We start from the raw sequence: 23,605 nt of genomic DNA on the forward strand, positions 1-23,605 counted from the left end.
CACATCCGGCGAAGGGTGGCGCCGGGCTGATGCCCGGAAGGCCCGGCGCACCGGTGCGCCGCAGGTGATTCTCCGGCCGGCCAACCATGACAGCCCTCTCGGTGTCAGTGCCGGGTGGTACACATACCACTGGCCATCTTGAATCAGGCCGGTAGAATTGATTCAGAAGGAGGTGCCACGTGGATCTCATGCTTGTGGGGGAGCGGATCCGCCGTGAACGTGAGCGCGCTGGACTCAACCAGCGCGACCTCGCTGCTCGCGCTCACCTCTCCCAGCCGACTTTGAACCGCATCGAAAAGGGCGTCCGCGCCAACGTGACGCTCGCTGAACTGGATTGCCTCGCAGTGGCACTGGACGTTCCTGTGCGGCTGCTGACCAGCGGAAATCCTGTGCGCACCCGAGTCCGGATCGCGGCACGAACCAATGAGGTGGTGGCTGAGGAGCGCGAGGAGGCGCTGCGGCACACCCTCGAAGTGCTGGAGCTGGATGCTCGCCTGGACAAGCTGGGGCCCAGTGCGGCACAGCGACGCAAGCCGAGCGGTTTGCTACCCGTGCCGGACGAGCAGCTCTCACTGCAGCGACAGGCCAAGGACCTGGCTCAATGTGTACGAAAGGCTCTTCGTCTCGGCTGCGCTCCCATTGCTGATGTCGATGAACTGATCGAGCAACTCACCGGCGTCGACACGGCGGTGTTGCAGCTACCCAGGACAGCCGAAGGGTTCACCGCGACTGACCCAGAGCGTGAGACCACGCTCATCGCCGTCCGCGCGTGTGACATCCCGGAACGCCAGCGTTTTAGTTTCGCTCACGAGCTTGGCCATCTTCTGTGGGATGACGGGGCGCAAGTGCATGAGTTGAGCGAGGCCAGGACCCCGGGCGAGAAACGATGTGACGCCTTCGCCCGTCACCTCTTGGCGCCTGAGGACGGCATCAAAGCCTGGCTGTCCGCTGAGCGCCTCCCCGAGAATGACAGTTTGGACGAACGCACGGTCGCACGTTTGGCACGTCATTTCCGGGTCAGCTTCATCGTGATTCTCATTCAGCTTGAGGCAATGGCGCTCATCACGACAGAGCGGAAAAGAGAGCTGCGAGGTCCGACCGGCGCTCAATTGGCGCAGCGGTACGGATGGGGGCCGGCATACGAACAGGAACAAGAGGCCGCCGAGGCGGTACGGGCCCCGAGGCGCATCCTTGAACGCGCGGTGGAAGCATATCGTCAGAATCTTATTGGGGTTCGAGCTCTCGCCATGCTTGAAGGCCGCAAGCCAGAGGAAGTCGAAGAGAGGCTAAGGGAAGCCGGCATACTTCCCGAGCCTCTGACTCCCAGGCGTGCCAATCTCTCGCGGCTGGTCGCTCGTGGGTTGGCGAAGGGCTAGAAAGGGAGTGTTTGCCGAGTCGTCCGCGTACGTCTGTACGAGAACGATCCTCCGCCCTGTGAACGTACGCGCCAGATGCCGCGAGCCTGCTCTGCGGGCGGACGGCACTACTTCTAAATCCGCCCTAGTAGAGTAGTTCCGACGTACGCGTCGGAGGGGTGGGGGCTTGTCCGAGGAACAGGGCGATACATCCAACGAGGATGTATCGCCAGAGCAGTTGGAACCGGTCTGCATTCTGGACGCGGTCATCTGTGTGCACTTCGTCGGCGCCAACCTTCAGCGCCTGCTGATTGATGTCCTGCAGAAGGCCGACTTGGTGCTTCTGGTACCGCAGGAAGTCTGCGACGAAGTCACCCGTAAGGACAGGAAGTACGAGGGACTCAAGCTCAGGTGGTCCCGGCTCACAAGCAGCCGATACATACGGATTCTCCCGGCGATCGAGGCCGAGTCGGCGCCGAGCCGTGTGGTCGAGGTCTTCGAGGACGTACGAGGCCGTCAACTCGAAGACGCCCTGCGGGAGTCGAAGGACCTTGGTGAAGCAGTCGTAGTGGCTCACGGAGTCCATCACCAGGACTTGGGGCACGAGGTTTATGTCGCCATCGATGACCAGGGTGGCCAGGCCCTCGCGGCGGTCCGTGGTCTTGACGTCCTCACCATGGAAGACGTCCTGGGAATGGCAGTGGAATTCGGTAAGTTTCCCACTGAGGGTGAATTGAAGAAAGTCTACGAGAAGCTGCGTGGGTTTGGCGATGGACTTCCACCGTACACGCGGACTTCGTTGGCTGTTTGTTTCAAGGAATGGCGGTCGCGCAGGGTGGATGATTAGTCTCGATTTTTCGACGCTTTATGTGCTTCGCGATGCCTGTCGAGCGGAAATCAAGGACGGTACCGTGGCGATGACGCTCAGCTCGATAGATAGCTCTGTTCATACGCTGCTTATGACCGCGTTCCCGTTGCCACCGGGTGAATGGTGACTGGACGGCCCGGTCCGTGCGACGAAGAGGCACGACGAAGGCCCCCACCGTGGTGGGGGCCCTGATCTCGCCTGCTCGACTGCGCCGGACGGCCGGCGGCGGGATTCGTACCCGCGTCGTGTGATCACTGTAGCGGTCGGTGCCACGGAGCGGCGGGAGGCCCGGCGGCGTGTCGGCATGTGCGCGGAGGGCAGCCGCCTCCGGGAAGCGGACACAGCGCATGGCAGGGATGATCATGGTGGTGATCCGCAATGGCACGCGGCAACGCGTCAAGGAGGATGTCTCATGTCGAAACCGCCGCTTCCCGAAGAGGCCGTCGCCCTGCTGGCGAAGGCCAACCCGGCCGTCATCACGACTCTGCGCTCGGACGGCCAGCCGGTGTCCGCAGCCACCTGGTATCTGTGGGAGAACGGCCGGGCGCTGGTCAACATGGATGAGGGCCGCAAGCGGCTGGAGCATATGCGCAACGACCCTCGGGTGACGCTCACGGTGCTCGACGAGGGCAACTGGTACACGCACATCAGCATCATCGGCCGCGTCACCGAGATCAGCGAGGACGAGGGACTGGCCGACAGCGACCGGCTGGCCCAGCGATATCTCGGCAAGCCGTACCCGGAGCGGGCCCGCCGGCGGATCAACGCATGGATCGAGGTCGACCGCTGGCACGGCTGGGGCACCTTGAAGGACACGGGCCAGCCCGGCTGACGCGCGCTTCCGCGCGGTGCTGCGGCCATCAGGCCGCTTGCGGCTGGCGGGACTCGGCGAACCGTTCGACGATGGCCGCGCAGAAGGCCGGCAGGTCGTCGGGAGAGCGGCTGGTGATGAACTGGCGGTCGATGACGACCTCCTCGTCGACGACATTCGCTCCGGCGTTGCGCAGGTCGGTGCGGATGCTGGGCCAGGAGGTCAGCCGCAGTCCCCGTACGACGTCGGCCTCGGCGAGAGTCCATGCGCCGTGGCAGATGGCGGCGATCGGTTTGCCGGTGGCGACGAATGCCTTCACAAAGGCGAGCGCGTCGGGATTCATGCGTAGCTGGTCGGGGTTCATGGTGCCGCCCGGCAGCAGCAGCGCGTCGTAGTTCTCGGGCCTGGCGTTGGACACCAGGCGCTGTACGGCGAAGCTCCCGGCCGGATCCAGGTCGAATTGGCGTGCCTGGATGTCGCCGTCGTGAATGGAGAGGAGTTCGGTGCGGGCGCCGGCGCCGTGCAGGGCGCCGCGTGGTTCTTCGAGTTCCACTCGCTCGACTCCGTCGGTGGCCAGGATGGCCACGGTGCGGCCGTGCAGATCGTGGTGTGTCATGAGGATTCCTTGTCCGGCCCAGTCGGGCAGGTGAGTTGGCGTATCGCCGACGCCGTGAGCGGGCGGCCCGCGCGACCGGGCGGGCCGCCCGCGTCCGGCCGTGGATCAGAAGGCGGGATGCATGACGACCTTGGTCCAGCCGTTGTCGCGGGCGTCGAAGTGCTGGTAGCCCTCGGGGCTCTTGTCCAGCGGCAGCTCGTGGGAGACGATCCAGGACGGCTTGGCCTTGCCCTGCTGGATCAGGTCGCAGAGCTCACGGTTGTACGCCTTGACGTTGGCCTGGCCGTTGCCCACGGACTGGCCCTTGAACCAGAACAGCCCGTAGTCGAAGGCGACTTCGCCCTGCTTGTAGAGCTGGTCGGGGCTGCCGGGATCCTGCGGGACAAAGATGCCGACCACGCCGATGGTGCCGGTGAACTTCACGGAGTGCACCAGGTTGTTCAGTGTGAGGTTGGGGTGTTCACTGCCCTGCGGGTCGTGTGCCTGATAGCCCACGCACTCACAGCCCCGGTCCGCGCCGAGGCCATTGGTCTCCTCGTTGATCCGGTCGATGGGCGACGACTTGGAGTCGTCGATCGGGATCGCCCCGATCTCCTCGGCCAGCTTCAGGCGGTCCGGATGGCGGTCCACGACCATGACCTTGGAGGCGCTCTTGAGGGTCGCGGAGAGGGCGGCCATCAGCCCGACCGGCCCGGCGCCGTAGATCACCACGGTGTCTCCGGGCTGCACGTTCGCGAGCTCGGTGCAGTGCCAGCCGGTGGGAAAGATGTCGGAAAGCATCACGTAGTCGTTCTGCTTCTCCCGCGCCTCCTCCGGCAGAACGAGGCAGTTGTGGTCGCCGTAGGGCACCCGCAGCAGTTCGGCCTGTCCGCCGGCGTAAGGGCCCATGTCCGCGAAGCCGTACGCGGCGCCGGCCATCTTGGGATCGTCCGGTGTCGTCAGACAGAAGGCGGTCAGGCCCTTCTCACAGTTGCGGCAGAAGCCACAGCTGATGTTGAACGGCAGACAGACCAGATCACCCACCCGCACCCGGTCCACGGCGTCACCGATCGCGACGACCTCGCCCATGTTCTCGTGGCCGAGGATCCGGCCTTTCTCGAAGTCGGTGCGTCCCTCGTACATGTGCAGATCAGAGCCACAGATATTGGTGGTGGTGATCTTCACCAGGACGTCCGTCGGTCGCTCGATCCTCGCGTCCGGTACTTCCTTCACGCTCACCGAGCGCGGTCCTTCATACACGACTGCCTTCATGGTGTACTCCCTTCGCTCCACCGCCCGTGTGCGTGTCCGCTGCTGAGGCCGCGTGTTCTCGCGACACAGTTCTCGCGGTACAAACGACACAGTTCTCGCGGTACAAAAAGGAATTTTCGCGGCACAAGGAGCGGTGGTTGGTGAGACACACAGCCGGTGAGGAGGCGCTTCCATGCCCGCCGCGCGAATCCCCGCGAATGGCGCGAGCGCTGTCGTGCCGCCGATGGCGGCTGCGGTGTGGTGTGTCCGCCGTTCTGAGAGGCGAGACACCGTGCTCCCTTCCAGCCTCTCACCAGGAATCCGCCTGTCAAAGCGGAGAGGAGGCCGCCGCGCGAAAGACCTTCGCTCACTCCGGCCCGGTCACCGCGAACGGAAGCGCTCGACGGAACGCGCTCAGCCGCCGAACTTGCCATGGATATGGTTGGCCGCCTCGGGCGGACAGTCCGGGCGTCTGGCCAGTGCCAGGCTTCGATGTCCCGGAGTTCCCGTCTCCACGCGCGCGAAACACTCCGCGATCGCGTACTTGTTGTCACTCGACGTGGTGGTCCAGAGCCGCTCCAGTGTCGACAGCACCTGTGGATACCGCAGGCCGGCGGTCTCCAGCAAGGACGCCAGGGAACGCCGTGAGCGGCCGCCGATCCTGCCCGAGTCGACGCGCGTGACGACCTCGGTCACCAACTCGGTCACCTGGTCGTGGCTGAGATGCCTGAGCCCGACGGCCGCGACCGCCTTGGTGTAGAGCAGGAAGAGAGCGGGAAGCTGAGCCCTTCTCTTCGGAGCGGAATCCGGCCCGAGGCCGTCGATCACGATGTCGAAATAGGTGGCGACCACGCTTCTCGCCACTCGCGCGTCGAGTTCCGAGGACTGATCGACCGCGATGAGGAGATCGAGCAGCGCGCTCTGCACCTGCGCGTCGGCGTCGCGCTGGGCCCAGGTGACGAGATGGCCGCTCACGGTCACACCGTGCCGGCCCGGCAGCGGAACGAGCGGTGCCGTCTCCGCCAGGCCCCTGGCCACCATCCGTACCGCGTTCGAGTGCGGCGAAGCCAGCAGACCGAACAGCCAGGGAATGGCGTCCGAGTGCGGCTCGGCGGCCGCCAGCTCCGGGAGTGCCTCCACCACGGCCCGCGCGGCAGCCGAAACGACCTTGGTGCCGTGCCCCGTGAGCAGCTCCGACTCGACCCAGTCCCGCGCTTCGGCGGAGCACAGCGCGATCGTCCCCTCCAGCCGCGCCCTCCTCACCCGGTCCACCGCCTTGTCGGAACACAGCACACGGAGTTCCTCCTTCATCTCGGCCACCTGTCGCCTGCTCAGAAGGCTGAGGAATCCGTCGAAGCTGCTCTGCAACACCGTGCGGACCATGGCGTCGCCTCGCTCCGCCCGCTCCACCATGCCCTGAAGCGAGGCCGCTCTGGCACGCAGCAGACCGATGTCGCCGGCGCAGAGTTTGATCGTCGTCGGCCACACCCGTCGTGGTTCGGCCGAGGCGTAGCGGTCGAGCACGGCGATCAGGTCCTGCCGCTCCCCGGCCGGAAGCAGCGGAGCGACATGGCTCGCCACCGAGCAGACCGAGCCGAGCGCACTCGCGGTGAGTCCGTCGCCGATGCTCAGGAGCATCCGGCGTATCACCTCCGGATTGGCGTCGGCGATCCTCTTGGCGGCATTGGTGTACCGGACACGCGCGACATTCGCTGGGCCGGTCACGGTGCCGAGCAGCTTCTGTGCGGCGGCCTCGTCCCGGCACAGCTCCGCGGCCAGCAGCACCTGACACGCGTCCCAGCGCGTCGGAAGGTCCATTTCCAGCATGTCGGTCCAGCCCGGCCAGTGGACCTCACTCCGGAACGCGGCGTCCTCCCAGCTCCGTATCAGAATGGCGGTCGCGTGCTCCACCGCACCCTGCGGGCACGGCAGTCGCAGCGCCTTCACCAGCAGGGAGCGATCGAGTACAGGATCCCTGGATCCGGCGGCGACCAGGCTCAGGACCTCGGCGCGAGCGGCATCGGGCAGCGCCGGATACTCGTCGGCCAGCACCCGCACCATGGCGGGCCCGGACGGCGACACCTTGACGGTCTGGGACAGCAGCCTGCTGATGACCGACGACACCACAGCGTGTCCGAGCTTCTCGGGTCCGGCCGCGATCCCGGTGACCACCCGGCGCAGTTCCCGCGCCTGTTCCTCGGGACGGCTGTTGAGAATCAGCGACGCGGCGGCGATGCCGACGCCCGAGAGGTCCTTCGCCGTCTCCGCCGCCGCCGCGCACTTCAGCAGTGTGTCGAGAGTGACACCGACACACTCCGGAGGGCTCTTGTCCAGCACACTGACACTGGTCAGCAGCGTGTGCGGCGACTGCGCCCACACTCTCTCCGAGACCCGCTTCACCAGAGTGGCCGAGCCACGGTTGAAGGCGCCGAGGAAATGGGCCCGTACTCCTTCGACCGCGTCGCACGGGACGGCCTCGGCCATGAGCTCGTAGCGGTCGGCGTTCATCGTCATCATCAACAGGTGCTTGGCGATGGGCCAGTAGGCCGACGAAGTCGACCGGAGATCCGCCGCCAGCCGCGCGAGGTCCTCGCCGTCCCCGGTACGGACGAGAAGACGGGCGACCGCGAACTCGGCGTAGGTCTGGTGGAAGAACGCGTAACGGCCCGTGGTCTTTGTCACCACGCCGTCGCTGAGCAGGCTGTTCAGCGCGCTCGGATCGCTGTTGGCCAGATCTCCGGTGACGGACTCCACGAACCTGGAGGTGCTGGCGGCCCATACCTCGGCGGCGAGCCCCTCGGCGGCCGTCTCCTGCGCGGTGGCGGCCGCGCCACCGCGGCCCCGGCGATCCTGCGCGATACGCCGCTCCCAGTACTGCTCGTACAACTGCGTGACGGTGAGGTCTTCCGGGATCCCACCGGACTTCGCGTAGATGTCGCACGCCATGGCCAGTCTCAGCGGTGAAGCGCAGACGTCCCGTACCCGGCGGCCGTTCCGGTCGGTCACCAGGCTCGCGAGGAACGTCCGTCTCTTTTCCACGTCGAGGTCCGACGACCGGAGATACGCCTCCGCCCACCGGCCGATCTCCTCCACTCCCAGGACCGGCATGCGGTAGAGAGACCGCGCGATCTCGCCGTCGCTGCCCAGATACGCGCCCCACTCCTGCTCGCGGCAGGTGATGACCAGCTCGCAGTGGCGCGCCAACTGCCTGAGGAGATAGGCGATGTCGTCGGCGTTCACCTCGCTCAGTACGAGATCGAGAGTGTCGATGAGGAGACGGACACGGCCGTTCGCGGCGAGCGCGGCGACGATGCCGGTCAGCGCCGGTGAATCACGGGAGTCGACCGCCGCGTTTCCCAGCGCGCGGTCCAGGGACTGAAGGTCCGACAGATCCGCCGACGCCGGAACGCGCCCGCACGGAAGGAGGAGTGTGCGGGCGCCGCTGTCCTTCTCGTCCCGCACCAGCGCGTCGAAGACCTGGCCGAGCAGCACACTCTTGCCGTAGCCGCCGTCACCGACGATGACAACGGGCGCTCTCAGACGAGAGACGGGAGCACCCAGCTTGTCCGTGAGACCGGCCAGCCGGTCCATGTTCGGCATGATGTCCGGCCATACGACGGATCTGGCCTGACGGCTGCTCGACACCACCGCTTCCAGCAGATGGTCCGGTGCGCCGGTGCCGGGCGGGTCCGCGTGGAGCACTGCCGAACGCGGCCTGGGCGGCAGTCGCGGCAAGGCGCCGAGCGGTGGTTTGAGGTACTCCGGCTGATCGGTCATCACCCGGACCAGCTCTTCGATTCCCGCCGGAGTGATCTCCGGGACCGTCACCCGCCGCAGCCGCTCCAGGTCCGGCGGGACGTCCTTCGCGTCGACTCCGGGAAGGAGGACGATCACGCATTTGTTCTGGAAGACGTCCTGGTTCTTGGTGAAGAGACCCTTCAGAGTGTCCGCTTCGACCACCACGCCGGCGCCTTCACGCGGGTCGTTGTGTCCCTGCCAGCGTTCGCTCCAGGCGCGGCTGATGACGATGAGCACGAAGTCGCACTCCACGACCAACTGCTGTCCGCGCCGTGTCCAGTCCGTGCGACTGGGCGCCCAGAGATCCAGCTCGGCGTCGATGCCGTGTGCGAGGAGAGTCTCCGCGAACCCGACCACCGATTCCCGCCAGGCGGCCGTCCGCTCGCTGTCCCAGCGGCGGTCCTGGTGCGCCCAGCTGATCAGCGCTCGGGGATGGTCCACTCCTCGCTCCCCCTTCTCCGCTCCTCGGGCGGCACGCTGACGCATCGTCAGCCCGATGGTCCGGCACACACGCCAGGATATGGCGCCCGCGCCGCCGGGACCATCGTGGTGCCCGGCGGCCACCGCGCGGACGTGACCGGCGTCATGGGAGCGTGCGCGGCCGGAGCTCAGGAACCCACCGCACCGAGCCCGACCGCGAGATGACGCGGGCCGCGCAGTATGGCGCTGCGCCGGTACGGAGGCGGGTCCTCGATCAGACGAGGGCGGTCGAGGTGCCTGATGAGCTCGGTCAGCGCGATCTGTGTCTCGACGCGGGCGAGCGGCGCGCCGAAGCAGTTGTGGATGCCGCTGCCGAAGCCGAAATGCTGGTTGTCCTCACGGGTCGGATCGAAGCGGTCCGGATCGTGGAAGCGCTTGGGGTCACGGTTGCCGGAGGCAATCATGAGGACCAGTGGCGCGCCTTTGGGCACGAGGGTGCCCGAGACGTCGATGTCCGTCAGCGGAGTGCGCTGCGGCAGCATCTGGACGGGCGGCTCAAAGCGGAGCAGTTCCTCCACCGCTCTCGGCATCAGCGAGGGCTGCCGGCGCAGCCGCTCCAGTTCGTCGGGATGGCGCAGCAGTGTGAGCATGCCGTTGCTGATGAGATTGACGGTCGTCTCGTGACCGGCGATGAGCAGCAGGACGGCGGTGGCCATCAGTTCCGTCCTGGTGAGGTGTCCTTCCGGGCTCTCGTCGTTGACGTACGCGGAGAGCATGTCGTCGGACGGATGTCCACGGCGTTTGTCGGCGAGCTCTCCCAGATACAGCCCCATCGCCTGCCGGGCCTCCACGCCGGCGCGCAGGCGCTCGGCGGAGTCGGCGTCGGAGACGGGGTCGATTCTGGCGATGATGGTGTCCGACCACGCGCGGAACCGCGGTTCGTCCTCGCGTGGCACGCCCAGAAGCCGGCAGATCACGGTGACGGGCAGCGGGTAGGCGAAGTCGTCGACGAGGTCGATCCGCTCTTTGTCCCGGAAGTCGGCGATGAGTTCCCCGGCGATCCTGGTGATGTCGCCGCGCATGGCGTCGATCCGGCCCGGGGTGTGAGGCGGGCCGAAGGGCCGCATCGCGAGGCGGCGGAGCCGGTCGTGTTCGGGATCGTCGACCGAGATGAAGGCCGGCTCCAGCTCGTAGGCGTCCTCGTCCGGACGGTTGAGCTTGCGGCGGTCCGAGCTGATCCGCGGATCGTGGAGCAGCGCCGCGATGTCGTGATAGGTGCCGACCACATAGCTGCCGTCGTCCTGGCGCGCGACCCGGTTCTGGCGCAGCTCGGCGTAGAGCGGATAGGGATCGGCGCGGTTGGCGTAGTCGGTGATCCGGTGGAGCAGGGTGTCGCCGGCCATGGGAGACGCTCCTTGTCGCTGGAGGTGCGGGCGGTTCAGTCGGCGTGCCGCACCAGGGTGAGGCGCCGGTCCGGCAGATAGCCGGTGAGCGCGACGGTGGGCCCGTGCGAGAGCACCTTCGGGTCCAGTACGTCGGAGGAGACGGGGCCGGCCGTGTCGGGATGGTCGGCGGCGCCGGGCTCGGGCGGAAACGGCGCCGCCGTCTCGATCTGGTTCTGGTAGTACTCCAGCCATTTGGTCCGGTTCACGCTCACCGCCGCGGTGACCCGGCCCCGGTAGCCGTAGACGGCGACGAGCCGGGCCTCCTTGAGGGAGCCCTGGGCGATGACCACCTGGTCGGAGAAGGTGGGTACACCGACGGACTTGATGTTGAGGCCGAACTGGCTGGACCAGAAGGCCGGCATCGCCAGATGAGGACGTCTCTTCGGCCCCGGGTTGACCATGTTGTGGGCCGCGACCTCGGCCTGCGCGACGGCGTTGCCCCAGTGCTCCAGGGAGAGCATCTGGTACTCGAAGAGCGGATGCGGGAAGCGGGCCACATCGCCGGCGACGAAGACATCGTCGGTGACGATCCCGTACATGTTGAAGGCACGGCATCCGGCGTCGCAGGTCACTCCGAGCGGGCCCGCGGCGAGTCCTGATTCGGCCAGCCATTCGGTGTTGCGGACGGCGCCCAGCGCGACCACGGCGACATCGGCGTCGATCCTGCTGCCGTCGGAGAGCGTCGCACCGGTGAGCCGGTCGGTGCCTTCCAGCGCGGTGACGGTCACTCCGCAGCGCAGGTCGACACCGTGCGCGAGCTGCAACTTCGCGGCGAGCGCGCCGAACGCTCCACCGAGCGCGCCGACCAGCGGCGCGGGACCGCGCTCGGCGACCGTCACCTCAAGACCGCGTTCCCGGCAGGCGGAGGCGATCTCCGAGCCGGTGAACCCGGCGCCGATCACCAGCACCCGGCGCGGCCCGGCGTCGAGCCGTGCGGCCAGGCGGCCCGCCTCGTCGCTCGTGCGCAGCGTGAACACTCCGTCCAGTGCGCCCTCGGCGGGATTCGGCCAGGGCCTGGCCCGGGTTCCGGTGGCGATCAGCAGCCGGTCGTACGGCAGCTCCTCGCCGTCGGCGAGGAGGACGCGCTTCTCGACCGGGTCGACACCGGTGGCCCGTACGCCGAGCTTCCAGCGCGCGTCCACGTCACGGCGGCGCGGCAGCCCGGTGTCCCGCGCGGCCACTCGTCCGAGCAGCACCTGTTTGGACAGCGGCGGTCTGTCGTACGGAGGATGGGGCTCGTCGCCGACCATGGTCAGCGAGCCGGTGAAGCCCTCCGCGCGCAGCGTCTCGGCGGCCCGCAGTCCGGCCAGCGACGCGCCGACGACGACGATCCGGCAGCCGCGCAGCTCACCGTCGCCCGGCATCGGCGCCCGCCTCCTCGCCGACGAGGATGGCCTGCACCGGACAGGCCGCCGCGGCCTGTGCGACGCGTTCGTGCTGGTCCGCGGGCACGACGGGGCTGTACAGCAGGGCCTCCTCGCCATGCATCTCGAACACCTGTGGAGCGAGGAACGCGCACTGTGCGTAGCCCTGGCATCGATTGAGGTCGACGACGACGTTCATCCCGAGCCACTCCTCCCACCGCGACGCCCGTGATGTCCGTCCTACTACCGATCGGACGACGGCGCGGACGGTGTTGCTCCGTCCGGGTGATGGCTGAGCGTGACCGGCCGGAGGCGGCCGTCCGCGCGGGCCGGTTCCGGGACGCACCGGCCTGTTGCCTTCGTGCGCGCTTCAACTCCTAGCGTGGTGCCCATGGAAGCCATGGAGAACAGAACGCTGGGACAGAGCGGAATCACCGTGAGCGCGCTCGGCTTCGGCTGCTGGGCGATCGGCGGTGAGTGGCAGGACAACGACGGCAATCCGCTCGGCTGGGGCAAGGTCGACGACGAGGAGTCCGTCGCCGCGATCCGGCGGGCTCTCGACCTCGGGATCACCTTCTTCGACACGGCCGACGTGTACGGCACCGGCCACAGCGAACGCGTACTCGGCCGCGCCCTCCAGGGACGGCGGGACGAGGTGGTGATCGCGACCAAGTGGGGCAACACGCTGGACGAGAGCACGCGGACGCTCACGGGCACCGACGACACCCCCGCGTACGCCCGGCGCGCGCTCACCGCCTCACTGCGCCGGCTCGGCACCGATCATGTCGACCTCTATCAGCTTCATCATTCCGACGCACCGCTGGACCGGGCCGCCGAACTCCGCGACGCCTGCGAGGAGTTCGTACGCGAAGGGCTGATCCGCGCGTACGCCTGGAGCACCGACGACCCGGAGCGTGCCGCGCTCTTCGCCGAGGGACCGCACTGCGCGGCCGTACAGCACGCCTGCAATGTCCTGGAGGACACGCCGGAGATGTTCGACCTCTGCGCCGAGCGCGGTCTCGCGAGCGTCGTCCGCAGTCCGCTCGCGATGGGCCTGCTCACCGGGAAGTACCGGCCCGGCGGCCGTGGCGCGGCCGGAGACATCCGGGCGGTGCCGCCGGCCTGGCTGCGGTGGTTCGGCGCGGGCGGAGCGCCGTCGCCCGAGTGGTCCGCGCGGGTCGACGCCGTGCGGGACGTCCTCACCGAGGACGGCCGCACGCTCGCGCAGGGCGCACTGGCCTGGCTGTGGGCGCGCAGCCCGCACACGGTGCCGATCCCGGGCTTCCGCTCGGTCGCGCAGGCCGAGGAGAACGCGGGCGCCATCGCGTTCGGTCCGCTGCGGGAACGGCAGCTCCAGGAGATCGCCACGCTGCTGGCCGCGTAACGCCCGCCCGGCGCCGGGCCGGTGCCCTTCCCGGACCGGACCTAACTACCGGACGGCTCCGGGATCCGGGCACCCGCGCCGCTCACCCGGACGCGCGGGTCGCCGGGACGCAGCTCCACCGTCAGGACGCCGGGACGGCCCATGTCCTCGCCCTGGTGCAGCGTGAGCACCGACACCGACTCGGCCGGTACGGCGGCGAGTTCGCGGACGTACGCGCCGAACGCGGCCGCCGCGGCTCCCGTCGCCGGGTCCTCGACCACACCGCCCACCGGGAACGGATCGCGTACGTGGAAGACCGTCGCGGACTCCCGCCAGACAAGCTGGACGGTCGTCAGGTCGAGGCGACGCATCAACGCTTCGAGGCGGTCGAAGTCGTACGAGAGATCCGCCAGCCGCGCCCGGGTCGCGGCGGCCAGGACAAGATGACGGGCTCCGGCGAAGGCGATCCGGGCCGGCAGCTCCGGGTCGAGATCCGTGGCCGGCCAGTCCAGAGCGGCGAGTGCCTCCCGTACGTCCTCCTCGGCCACGCCGCTGATCCGCGGCTCCACGCTGGTGAGCGTGGCCCGCAGCGTGCCGTCCTGCTCGGTGACCGTCACCGGCACGGTCCCGGCGCGGGTCTCGAAGACCAGATCGCCGGGACCGATCCGCTCGGCCAGCGCCACGGCGGTGGCGATGGTGGCGTGTCCGCAGAACGGGACCTCGGCCCTCGGGCTGAAATACCTGATGGTGAACGCCCGGCCCGGTGCGCCGAGCCCTTCGGGCGGCGCGGTCAGAAACGCGGATTCGCTGTATCCCAGCTTCGCCGCGACGGCGAGCATCTCGTCGTCACCGAGCCCGGCCGCGTCCAGGAGGACTCCGGCGGGATTTCCGCCGCGGGGATCGGTGGCGAAGGCGGTGTACCGGAGGACATCGGCGGAGGCGCCGGTATGCGGTCTCATGACGGGCCAACCGCGCCGGCGGCGTCGCGCATTCCCGCGCGCGCCAGGAGCGCCGGAGCCGCGCCGGAGCCGCGCGGCCGGCACGGCGCGGCGGGCCCGCGCTCCCGGCGGTCCTCAGCCCCGGCCCACGAAGGGCATCGCCGTCGCGAGCACCGTGGCGAACTGGATGTTCGCCTCCAGCGGCAGCTCCGCCATGTGCAGCACCGTCCTGGCCACGTCCGCCGCGTCCATCACCGGCTCCACCGCCAACTCGCCGTTCGCCTGCGGCACTCCGCGGCGCATCCGCTCCGTCATATCGGTCGCCGCGTTGCCGATGTCGATCTGGCCGCAGGCGATCCGGTACGGACGGCCGTCCAGCGACAGCGACTTCGTGAGCCCGGTCATGCCGTGCTTCGTGGCGGTGTAGGCCACCGAGTCGGGCCGCGGGGCGTGCGCGGAGACCGAGCCGTTGTTGATGATCCGGCCGCCTTGCGGACGCTGAGTCTTCATCAGCCGGAACGCCGCCTGCGCGCACAGGAACGTCCCGGTCAGATTGGTGTCGAGGACCTTCCGCCAGGCCGAGTACGGCAGGTCCTCCAGCGATATGCCTCCGGGACCGAATGTGCCCGCGTTGTTGAAGAGCAGGTCGAGCCGGCCGTACCGCTCGCTCACCGCCGCGAACAGCGCGTCGACGTCCTCGGGACGCGACACATCGGTACGTACGCACAGGGACTCGCCGCTCATGGCTCCGGCCGTCTCCTCCAGCGTCTCGCTGTGCCGTCCGGCGAGCGTCACCGACCAGCCCGCTTCACCGAGAACCAGCGCGACCGCCCGTCCGATGCCCGAGCCCGCGCCCGTCACCACGGCGAACTTCCGCTTGGTGCTGATGTTCCGCATGGCGTCCATGGCTACGCAGCGTACGTGAGATACAACTGTGGGCGCAGCTAGGCCCCGTCTGACACATCCCGCCTGGCCTGCGACGGCTGGCACGCACGCTGACCGCGTTGTCGGAGTCATCCGAGTACGTCCAGTACACGGATGATCCTCCGCCTTGGGATCGCACGCACCAGACGTCGCGGGCCCCGCCCTCCGGGCGGACGGCGCTATGTGTCAGACACGTCCTAGGCCAGGACCTAGCGGAAATCATCCATTCGCCACGTTGATGTTGTGTACGCGACATAGGGCGCTTTCGTCTCCCACCGTGATGTATGCGACAACCGCCACCAGGGGAGGGGCATATGACACCTGTTCAGCGCCGCACGACGGACATCCACGCGCCCGAGCTCAGGGCCGCCGCCGCGCACATCGCGCGCCGCCGGTTTCTGACCGGCACCGCGGCCGCCGCCGCCCTCGCGTTCGCCGTCGATCTCCCGGCCACCGGCACCGCGAGCGCCGCCGAACTGGACGCCAGGAAGATCGCGGAGAATCCATTCACCCTTGGTGTCGCCTCCGGTGATCCGCGCCCGGACGGCATGGTGCTCTGGACCCGGCTCGCACCGCGTCCGTACGAGCCGGACAGCGGACTGCCGACGAGCCGGGTGTCCGTGCGCTGGGAGCTGGCCCGCGACGCGAACTTCCGCCGGATCGTGTTCCGCGGACACACGCTGGCGCATCCGGAGCTGCACCACAGCGTGCATGTCGATGTCCGGGGACTGGCCTCCGACCGGGTGTACTACTACCGCTTTCGCGCCGGTACCTGGCTCAGTCCCGTCGGCCGCACCCGCACCGCGCCGCTGCGCACCGCGCGGATCAGCTCGCTCAGGCTCGCCGCGGTCTCCTGCCAGGCCTACCACGACGGCTACTTCACCGCGTACAAGCACCTCGCCGAGGAAGACCTCGATGTCGTCTTCCACCTCGGCGACTATCTGTACGAATACGCCGTGACCTCCTCCGGAGGCGCCCGCGCCTACACCGACCGCAGGCTGCCCGCGCACTTCAACCGCGAGACGGTCACGCTGGAGGACTACCGGCTGCGGTACGGCCTCTACAAGTCGGATCCCGATCTGCGGGCCGCGCACGCCGCGCATCCGTTCGTCGTCACCTGGGACGACCACGAGACCGAGAACAACTACGCGACGGAGACGCCGGAGAACGACGTGCCGCCGGAGGAGTTCCTGCTGCGCAGGGCCGCCGCCTATCGCGCGTACTGGGAGAACCAGCCACTGCGCAAGCCGCAGCAGCCCAGGGGTCCCGACATGCGGCTCTACCGGCGGCTGAGTTTCGGCCGGTTCGCGCAGTTCGACATCCTGGACACCCGGCAGTACCGCTCCAACCAGGCGTACGGCGACGGCTGGCAGACCCCGGGCCCGGAGTCCGAGGACCCGTCGCGCACGCTGACCGGCGAGGCCCAGGAGCAGTGGCTGCTGGACGGCTGGCGGACGTCCGGCGCGACCTGGAACGTCGTACCGCAGCAGGTGACCTTCGCCCGGCGGCGCAATCTCTCCACGCCCGACTTCAAGCTGTCGATGGACTCGTGGGACGGCTATCCGGCCTCCCGGCAGCGGCTCATGGACGGTGTGGAGCGGTCCGGCCTCAAGAACTTCATGGTGCTGACCGGCGATGTGCACACCGGTAACGCGTACGACCTGAAGAAGGACTGGAACGACCCGGGATCGCGCACGCTCGGCACCGAGATCGTGGCGACCTCCATCGCCAGCGGCAAGGACGGCAAGGACGAGCCGCTCGACTGGGCCGCGCACATGGCGGCCAATCCGCACATGAGGTTCTACAACGGGCGGCGCGGCTATGTGACCGTGACCCTCGGCGAGCGCCAGGCGCGGGCGGACTTCAAGACCGTCTCCGCCGTCACGAAGTCCGGCGCCCCGGTCACGACAGCGGCGTCCTTCGTGACCGAGGCGGGCGACCCGGGTCTCAAGCCGGCCTGACGGCCCGGCACCCGAGGACCGCTCCGCCGGCGCACCGTCAGATGCGGTCGGCCGGTCCGCTCGCGGAGCTTTCGCTGACGGGCGGCTCGTCCACCGGGAAGCGGACACCGACGCGCTCCCGCACCGCGTCGAGCGTACGCATCACCGCGAGCGTGCCGTCCAGCGGTACCAGCGGTGATTCCGTCTCGCCGGCCCGCAGGCAGCGCATCACCTCGGCCGCCTCGTGCTGCATCCCGCGCAGTCCGCTCGCGGCCGTGAACTCCTCGGGCTCGGCGCCGCTCCGGTGCAGGACGAACCGCTCCGGGTCGAAGAAACCGGCCGGCACCTCGATCCGGCCGGTCGTGCCCGTCACCGTCGCGGTCCTCGGAGTCTCGCCCGTCACCGAGCAGGACAGCAGCGCCGTCGCTCCCGAGTCCCAGCCCAGCAGTATTCCGGTGTTGAGGTCCACGCCCTCGGGAGAGATCAGCGCGTCGGCGTGCACACGGTCGGGCTCGCCCAGCAGAAGCTGCGCGAAGGACACCGGATACACACCGAGGTCCAGGACGGCGCCGCCGCCGAGCGCCGGGTCGCGCAGCCGGTGCTCCGGAGCGAACGGACCCTGGATGCCGAAGTCGGCCTGGACGGTCTGGACGTCACCGATCGCTCCGTCCCGCACCAGCTCCGCCAGGCGCAGGATGACGGGGTTGCAGTAGGTCCACATGGCCTCCATCAGGAAGACGTCCCGCTCCCGGGCGAGCGACACCAGTTCGCCGGCCTCCCTGGCGTTGAGCGTGAACGCCTTCTCGCACAGCACCGGCTTTCCGGCGGCGAGAGCGAGCCCGGTGGCGGCCCGGTGCGCGGAGTGCGGAGTCGCGACGTATACGACATCCACCTCCTCGTCGGCCATCAGCGAGGCCCAGTCGCCATGGGCCCGGGCGATCCCGAACCGTCCCGCGAACTCCCGCGCGGAGGCGTCATCGCGCGAGGCCACCGCGACGACCTCGGCGTCCGCCATCTCCAGCACGTCGGCCGTGAACCGCGCCGCGATTCCGCCAGTCGCCAGCACGCCCCAGCGCACGGCTCTGTCCTGTACCACCTGTCCGGCTGCCATATCCGCCCCATTAAAAAGGTCTCGACCACTCTCGCTGAGCTGAGAGCATAGGTAAGGATTCAACGACATGGAGATGCGGATGCCGGACGGCGGCCAGACAACCGAGGGACGTAAGGGGCATATACGGTCAGGACGGCGCCTGTCGGGAGAGGTGCCGGCTCAGCGTCCGGGACCGGCCGGGGCTCCGTCAGCCACCCACGCGACCGCGTCCGCGACCCCGCCCAAGGCGGCCGGGCGCGGTGTCGGACTGCTGGTCACACTGGTCCTCGGCGGGCTCACCGCGCTGCCGCCGCTCTCCATGGACATGTACCTCCCGGCGCTGCCCGAGGTCACCCGCGCACTGAACTCGCCCGCCGCGACCGTCCAGATCACCCTCACCGCCTGTCTGACAGGCATGGCCCTCGGCCAGATCGTCGTCGGACCCATGAGCGACAAATGGGGCCGGCGCAGGCCACTGCTGCTCGGCATGGTCGTCTATGTCCTCGCCACGGCCATCTGCGCGCTGGCACCCACCACGGAACTCCTGATCGGCTTCCGCCTCCTCCAAGGACTGGCGGGCGCGGCGGGCATCGTGATCTCCCGCGCGGTGGTGCGCGATCTGTACGACGGCGTCGAGATGGCGCGCTTCTTCTCGACGCTGATGCTGATCTCCGGAGTCGCGCCGGTCATCGCGCCCGTACTCGGCGGCCAGGTGCTGCGCCTCACGGACTGGCGCGGCATCTTTGTCGTCCTGACCGTGATCGGCGCCCTGCTGACACTGGTCGTCTGGAAGTATCTGCACGAGACTCTGCCGCCGGAGAAGCGGCACAGCGGTGGCGTCGGCGAGGCACTGCGCACCATGCGCGGACTGGTCGCCGACCGGGTCTTCACCGGTTACATGCTGGCGGGCGGGCTCGCCTTCGCCGCGCTGTTCGCGTATGTCTCCGCCTCGCCGTTCGTGGTGCAGGAGATCTACGGCGCCTCGCCGCAGACCTTCAGCCTGCTCTTCGGCGTCAACTCCATCGGCCTGATCACCGTCGGCCAGATCAACGGCAAGCTGCTGGTCGGCCGGGTCAGCATGGACCGCGTGCTGGGCTTCGGCCTGGTCGTCATCACGCTCGCCGGGCTGGCGCTGCTGCTGATGACCTCCGGAGTGTTCGGGACCGTGGGGCTCTTCCCGGTGGCGGCGGCCCTGTTCGTGCTGATGTCGGCGATGGGCCTCGCGATGCCCAACACCAACGCCCAGGCGCTGATGCGGACCCCGCACGCGGCGGGCTCGGCCTCCGCGCTCATCGGCACGTCGTCGTTCCTGATCGGTGCCATCGCCTCACCGCTCGTCGGTATCGCGGGAGAGGAGACCGCGGTGCCGATGGCCGTCGTCCAGCTCGTGTGCGCGGTCGGCGCGGTCGCCTGCTTCCTGGGTCTCGTACGTCCCTGGCAGCACCAGCGGCCCATGGAACAGCCCGCCGGCGCCTGACGCGCGGCGCCCGGCCGCGTCCGGTCAGCCGCGCCAGGCGTATCCGATGAGATGCGGCGTGTCCCTGGCGTCCGTCCAGCGGAAGACGCCGACCCCGCCGGTGTCCCGCTCGGCAGCCGGACGCCGGCGGTGAGGGCCGTCGGCGTGCCGGTCGCCAGGTCCACGGCGACCGGGCTGCCACCGCCCGCCAGAGCGTTCGCCGGGCCCCGGGCGTCCGACGCGCCGTACGCCGTGCCGTCGTCCGTCACGGCGGTCGCGGGACGCGCTGCCGGGAGGAGCCGTAGAATTCGGCGGTGAACGTCACCCTCTCCACTCCGGACGTCCTGCGGACCGCGCTCGCCGGACTGCTCGACGGGCTGCCGCCGAAGCAGGCCGGACAGGCCGTCGACCGGCTGATCGCCAACTACCGTGGCGCCACTCCCACGGACGCGCCGGTGCTCCGCGACCGGTCGGACGTCGCCGCCTACGCGGCGTACCGGATGCCCGCGACCTTCGAGGCGGTACGCGCGGCACTGGACGGGCTGGCCGGCGCCGCGCCGGACTGGGCTCCCGGCAGCCATGTGGATGTCGGCGGCGGGACCGGGGCCGCGATCTGGGCGGCCGACGCGATCTGGGCGGAGCCGCGCACCACCACCGTCCTGGACTGGGCCGAGCCCGCGCTGGCTCTTGGCCGTGAGCTGGCCGCCGCCTCCGGACTTCCCGGGCTGCGCGCCGCCGAGTGGCGGCAGGCCAGGATCGGAGCGGCGCTGAAGCTGCCGGAGAGCGATCTGGTGACCGTCTCGTACGTACTGAAGGAGCTGGCGGAGCGGGACCGCGGCGCGCTGGTCGCCGAGGCCGCGCGGGCCGCGCGCGCCGTGGTGGTCGTGGAGCCCGGCACTCCGGACGGCTATCTCCGGATCATCGAGGCCCGTGATCAGCTCATCGCGGCCGGGCTGCGGATCGCCGCGCCCTGTCCGCACAGCGGCGCCTGCCCGATCGAGCCGGGCGAGGACTGGTGCCACTTCGCGGCGCGGGTCAGCCGGTCCTCCCTGCACCGGCAGGTGAAGGGAGGCTCGCTGGCCTACGAGGACGAGAAGTTCAGCTATGTCGCGGCGGTGCGCTTCGAGGCGCGGCCGGCGCGGGGCCGGGTGACGCGCAAGCCGCAGATCCGCAAGGGACAGGTGCTGCTCGATCTGTGCACCGTGGAGGACGGGCTGCGGCGGGAGACGGTCACCAAGCGGCACGGCCCGCTGTACCGCGCGGCGCGGGACACGGCCTGGGGCGACGTCTGGCCGCCGCGCGCCACGGAGGACGGGCCGGACGCGTAGGACGCGTTCAGGCCCGTAGCTCCTGGGTGCAGCACTTCACGCTGCCGCCGCCCTTGAGCAGCTCGCCCAGATCGATGCCGACGGGCTCGAACCCGCGGTCGCGCAGCGGCGCGAGCAGCCCGGCCGCTGTGGCCGGCAGCAGCACATGGCGGCCGTCGCTCACCGCGTTCAGGCCGAGCACCGCCGCGTCCTCCTCCGACGCGACGAGCGCGCCGGGAAAGAGCCGGGCGAGCACGGATCTGCTGCCCGGCGAGAAGGCGCCCGGGTAGTACATGATCTCGTCCGCCGTGTCGTCCAGCACACAGAGCGCCGTGTCCAGGTGGTAGTAGCGCGGATCGATCAGATCCAGGCCGATCACCGGCCGGCCGAAGAACTCCTGTGCCTCGTCGTGGGAGAGCGGACTGGACCGGAAGCCGCGCCCGGCCAGCAGATAGGAGGCGGTGACGGCGAAGTCGCCCTCGCCCTCGTTGATGTGTACCGGCTCATGGATCTCGGCGTATCCCCGGGCGCGGAACCAGGCCAGATGCGCCTCGGCCTCCGGCATGCGCTCCTGATGCGCGAAGCGGGCGCCGAGCACCTTGCCGTCGACGACCGTGGCGCCGTTGGCCGCGAAGACCATGTCGGGCAGGTCCGGCCGGGGGTCCAGCAGCGAGACGGTGTGGCCGAGAGCGAGATAGCGGTCGCGGAGGTCTTCCCACTGGGCGAGCGCGAGCGGCAGGTCCACCGGTTTCGCCGGATCCATCCACGGGTTGATCGAGTACGTCACCCGGAAGTGGTGCGGCGGACACATGAGATAGCGGCGAGGCGAGGCGTCACGAGGCAAGGAGGGCTCCTCACGAGCGGTGATGCGCACAACATGTGCGTGCAAGCCATGCTCCGCTCCGCGGCGGCCTCGCGCTGTGATCCATTCGGGTGGTTCCACCGGACGGCCGTACACCGGTCAGCCGTACGGCGGTCATCGGGCACCGGCCGCCTGCTCCGGTGCCGAAATGAGACGATACGTATCGGCTCATCCCTCGGTAGATTTGGGCCCATGGCTGAGATCAAGGCACCCGACTCCACCCGGCGCAGCGAGCGCTCCCGCCGCGCCATCCATGACGCGGCCCTCGCCCTGGTGGGTGAGGTGGGCTATCCGAAGACGACGATCGAGGGCATCGCGGCCCGCGCCGGTGTGGGCAAGCAGACGATCTACCGCTGGTGGCCCTCCAAGGGAGCGGTGCTGCTGGATGCCTTTCTCGATCTCGCCGACCGCACGGCGCGGGAGGCGGCCGACGGAGAGATGGCGGACGGGATTCCCGACACCGGCGATCTGGAGGCCGACCTCAAGCTGGTGCTGCGGGCCACGGTCGACGAGATGAACGACCCCAGGTTCGACGTGCCGAGCCGGGCGCTCACCGCCGCGGGGATCGTCGACGCGGAGCTGGGCGCCGAGTTCACCGGGAAGCTGCTCGAACCACAGCTCCAGCTCTATGTGCAGCGGCTGCGGGCCGCCCAGGACGCCGGACAGGTGCGCCAGGACATCGACCTCCGGACCGCCCTGGAGCAGCTCACAGGACCGGTGGCGCATCGCTGGCTGCTGCGGACGCTTCCGCTGACGCACGAGTACGCGGACCGGGTCGTCGAGTACGCGCTGTACGGTCTGGCGCCGCGGCGCTGAGCCGTCGCGGCGCCGGTCCGAGTGGTGTCCCGCGAGGCGGCGGACGGCGCCGCCGTGTGTCCGACGCCATGGGCCACCGGCGGCCGAAGCCTTGTCGCATATCGGCATATACGGCGAGAAGTTCACCAGGGTCGCCGTTCGGTCTCCGTACCCCGGTTGGGGAGCACGGCCACCTGAGGAGCAGGATGGTGCGACGATGGGAGTGTCCGCAGGGACGAGCGTGAGGTGTGTGAGGGGATAGATGGGCGACGATTTCGGCCGCTACCGCGGCACGGAGAGCAGGATTCCCCAGTGGCTGCGCAGGCGCCCCAAGAAGAGCGCCGGTGACGCCGGGCTCGACGGAGACGCCGGTGGCCGGGAGGCACTGCTCCTCGCCGTCGCCGATGCCGGTATGCCGCTCTCGCCCGCCGCGCATCCGGTCGGTTACCGATGTTCCTGCGAGCGGATCGGCTGTCCGACCCCGGCCAGACACCCGATCTCCTTCGCCTGGGGGACCCAGTCCACCACCGACCGCGCGCAGATCGAGCGGTGGGCGCGGAACCAGCCCGAGGCCAACTTCATCACCGCGACCGGCATGGTCCACGACGTCCTGGACGTCCCGCTGGAAGCCGGCAGCCGGGCGCTGGAGCGTCTGCTCGAAGAGGGTGTCGACGTCGGTCCTGTGGCCGACTCCGGCGGTGACCGGATGCTCTTCTTCACCGCGACCCGAGGCACTCCGGAGGACGAGGACGAGTGGTGGCCCTGTGAGCTGGACTGCCATCCCGAGACGATGGACGAGCATCCGGGCCTGCGCTGGCACTGCCGGGGCAGCTATGTGCTCGTACCTCCGGCCCGGCTTCCCGGCGAACTCGCGCTGCGCTGGCTGCGCGGTCCCGAACACCCGCTGCCGGACCCGCTGACGCTCCTGGAGGCGCTGACCGACGCGTGCGCACGCTACGCCGGTGAGAACGCCGAACTGGACCCGCACGCGGTGGCCTGGCCGATGGGCCGCTGAGCGGACGG

The 23,605-nt window shown here is 69.3% G+C and carries 19 protein-coding genes; 9 read left to right on the forward strand and 10 right to left on the reverse strand.

Annotated features, from left to right (window positions below; translation table 11 throughout):
• Positions 1 to 188 precede the first annotated feature (188 nt).
• From PV679_RS04275 to PV679_RS04285, 3 genes are all read left to right on the forward strand, one after another.
• The gene (locus tag PV679_RS04275) at positions 189 to 1,376 is read left to right on the forward strand and encodes an XRE family transcriptional regulator (protein ID WP_319678744.1); all 1,188 of its coding nucleotides are present in this window, start codon (positions 189 to 191) and stop codon (positions 1,374 to 1,376) included.
• A 166-nt stretch (positions 1,377 to 1,542) separates the two neighbouring features.
• The gene (locus PV679_RS04280; protein ID WP_319678623.1) at positions 1,543 to 2,202 is read left to right on the forward strand and encodes a hypothetical protein; all 660 of its coding nucleotides are present in this window, start codon (positions 1,543 to 1,545) and stop codon (positions 2,200 to 2,202) included.
• A 433-nt stretch (positions 2,203 to 2,635) separates the two neighbouring features.
• Positions 2,636 to 3,055, forward strand: coding sequence for a PPOX class F420-dependent oxidoreductase (locus PV679_RS04285; RefSeq protein ID WP_319678621.1), 420 nt, complete (start codon positions 2,636 to 2,638; stop codon positions 3,053 to 3,055).
• Positions 3,056 to 3,083: 28 nt separating this feature from the next.
• Here the strand turns inward: PV679_RS04285 and PV679_RS04290 are convergent, their stop codons facing one another.
• The 6 genes from PV679_RS04290 to PV679_RS04315 all read right to left on the reverse strand — a co-directional run bounded on the left by PV679_RS04290 (position 3,084) and on the right by PV679_RS04315 (position 12,106).
• Complete coding sequence (locus PV679_RS04290) at positions 3,084 to 3,650, reverse strand: type 1 glutamine amidotransferase domain-containing protein (RefSeq protein ID WP_319678620.1); 567 nt, start codon at positions 3,648 to 3,650, stop codon at positions 3,084 to 3,086.
• Positions 3,651 to 3,755: 105 nt separating this feature from the next.
• On the reverse strand, positions 3,756 to 4,901 hold the full coding sequence (locus PV679_RS04295; RefSeq protein ID WP_319678619.1) for a glutathione-independent formaldehyde dehydrogenase: 1,146 nt from the start codon (positions 4,899 to 4,901) through the stop codon (positions 3,756 to 3,758).
• 393 nt (positions 4,902 to 5,294) lie between these two features.
• The gene (locus tag PV679_RS04300) at positions 5,295 to 9,119 is read right to left on the reverse strand and encodes a toll/interleukin-1 receptor domain-containing protein (RefSeq protein WP_319678618.1); all 3,825 of its coding nucleotides are present in this window, start codon (positions 9,117 to 9,119) and stop codon (positions 5,295 to 5,297) included.
• A 167-nt stretch (positions 9,120 to 9,286) separates the two neighbouring features.
• The gene (locus tag PV679_RS04305) at positions 9,287 to 10,501 is read right to left on the reverse strand and encodes a cytochrome P450 (protein ID WP_319678617.1); all 1,215 of its coding nucleotides are present in this window, start codon (positions 10,499 to 10,501) and stop codon (positions 9,287 to 9,289) included.
• 35 nt (positions 10,502 to 10,536) lie between these two features.
• Entirely contained in the window at positions 10,537 to 11,907 is a 1,371-nt protein-coding gene (locus PV679_RS04310; RefSeq protein ID WP_319678616.1) for an NAD(P)/FAD-dependent oxidoreductase, read from the reverse strand.
• Complete coding sequence (locus PV679_RS04315) at positions 11,891 to 12,106, reverse strand: ferredoxin (protein ID WP_319678615.1); 216 nt, start codon at positions 12,104 to 12,106, stop codon at positions 11,891 to 11,893. The genes PV679_RS04310 and PV679_RS04315 overlap by 17 nt, the downstream gene beginning before the upstream one ends.
• Positions 12,107 to 12,298: 192 nt before the next feature.
• On the opposite strand from PV679_RS04315, the gene PV679_RS04320 reads away from it, so the two are divergent.
• A complete protein-coding gene (locus PV679_RS04320; protein WP_416069639.1) occupies positions 12,299 to 13,291 on the forward strand; it encodes an aldo/keto reductase in 993 nt (330 codons plus the stop codon).
• A gap of 41 nt (positions 13,292 to 13,332) precedes the next feature.
• Here PV679_RS04320 and PV679_RS04325 read toward each other — a convergent pair whose 3' ends face one another.
• Both PV679_RS04325 and PV679_RS04330 read right to left on the reverse strand, forming a co-directional pair.
• The gene (locus PV679_RS04325) at positions 13,333 to 14,229 is read right to left on the reverse strand and encodes a PhzF family phenazine biosynthesis isomerase (protein ID WP_319678614.1); all 897 of its coding nucleotides are present in this window, start codon (positions 14,227 to 14,229) and stop codon (positions 13,333 to 13,335) included.
• A gap of 114 nt (positions 14,230 to 14,343) precedes the next feature.
• Positions 14,344 to 15,114, reverse strand: a complete 771-nt coding sequence (locus PV679_RS04330; protein WP_319678613.1) for an SDR family oxidoreductase — start codon at positions 15,112 to 15,114, stop codon at positions 14,344 to 14,346.
• Between the two features lie 332 nt (positions 15,115 to 15,446).
• Here PV679_RS04330 and PV679_RS04335 point away from each other — a divergent pair, with 332 nt between their 5' ends.
• Positions 15,447 to 17,093: an alkaline phosphatase D family protein gene (locus PV679_RS04335; RefSeq protein ID WP_319678612.1), complete on the forward strand. Its 1,647-nt coding sequence runs from the start codon at positions 15,447 to 15,449 to the stop codon at positions 17,091 to 17,093.
• A gap of 37 nt (positions 17,094 to 17,130) precedes the next feature.
• Here PV679_RS04335 and PV679_RS04340 read toward each other — a convergent pair whose 3' ends face one another.
• Positions 17,131 to 18,183, reverse strand: a complete 1,053-nt coding sequence (locus tag PV679_RS04340) for a Gfo/Idh/MocA family oxidoreductase (protein ID WP_319678611.1) — start codon at positions 18,181 to 18,183, stop codon at positions 17,131 to 17,133.
• A gap of 73 nt (positions 18,184 to 18,256) precedes the next feature.
• On the opposite strand from PV679_RS04340, the gene PV679_RS04345 reads away from it, so the two are divergent.
• Positions 18,257 to 19,639, forward strand: a complete 1,383-nt coding sequence (locus tag PV679_RS04345) for a Bcr/CflA family multidrug efflux MFS transporter (protein ID WP_416069648.1) — start codon at positions 18,257 to 18,259, stop codon at positions 19,637 to 19,639.
• Between the two features lie 293 nt (positions 19,640 to 19,932).
• Positions 19,933 to 20,946: a small ribosomal subunit Rsm22 family protein gene (locus PV679_RS04350; protein WP_319678609.1), complete on the forward strand. Its 1,014-nt coding sequence runs from the start codon at positions 19,933 to 19,935 to the stop codon at positions 20,944 to 20,946.
• A gap of 7 nt (positions 20,947 to 20,953) precedes the next feature.
• On the opposite strand, the gene ddaH is transcribed toward PV679_RS04350, so the two are convergent.
• Positions 20,954 to 21,769 (reverse strand): dimethylargininase, encoded by an 816-nt coding sequence (ddaH, locus tag PV679_RS04355; RefSeq protein WP_319678608.1) that lies wholly within the window; start codon positions 21,767 to 21,769, stop codon positions 20,954 to 20,956.
• 210 nt (positions 21,770 to 21,979) lie between these two features.
• On the opposite strand from ddaH, the gene PV679_RS04360 reads away from it, so the two are divergent.
• Together PV679_RS04360 and PV679_RS04365 are read left to right on the forward strand one after the other, a co-directional pair.
• The gene (locus tag PV679_RS04360; RefSeq protein ID WP_319678607.1) at positions 21,980 to 22,603 is read left to right on the forward strand and encodes a TetR/AcrR family transcriptional regulator; all 624 of its coding nucleotides are present in this window, start codon (positions 21,980 to 21,982) and stop codon (positions 22,601 to 22,603) included.
• 241 nt (positions 22,604 to 22,844) lie between these two features.
• Positions 22,845 to 23,597 carry a bifunctional DNA primase/polymerase gene (locus PV679_RS04365; RefSeq protein ID WP_319678606.1) on the forward strand — a complete coding sequence of 251 codons (753 nt, stop codon included), beginning with the start codon at positions 22,845 to 22,847 and terminating at the stop codon, positions 23,595 to 23,597.
• Positions 23,598 to 23,605: the final 8 nt, after the last annotated feature.

This window comes from Streptomyces sp. AK02-01A, from assembly GCF_033795305.1.
Taxonomy (GTDB): domain Bacteria; phylum Actinomycetota; class Actinomycetes; order Streptomycetales; family Streptomycetaceae; genus Streptomyces.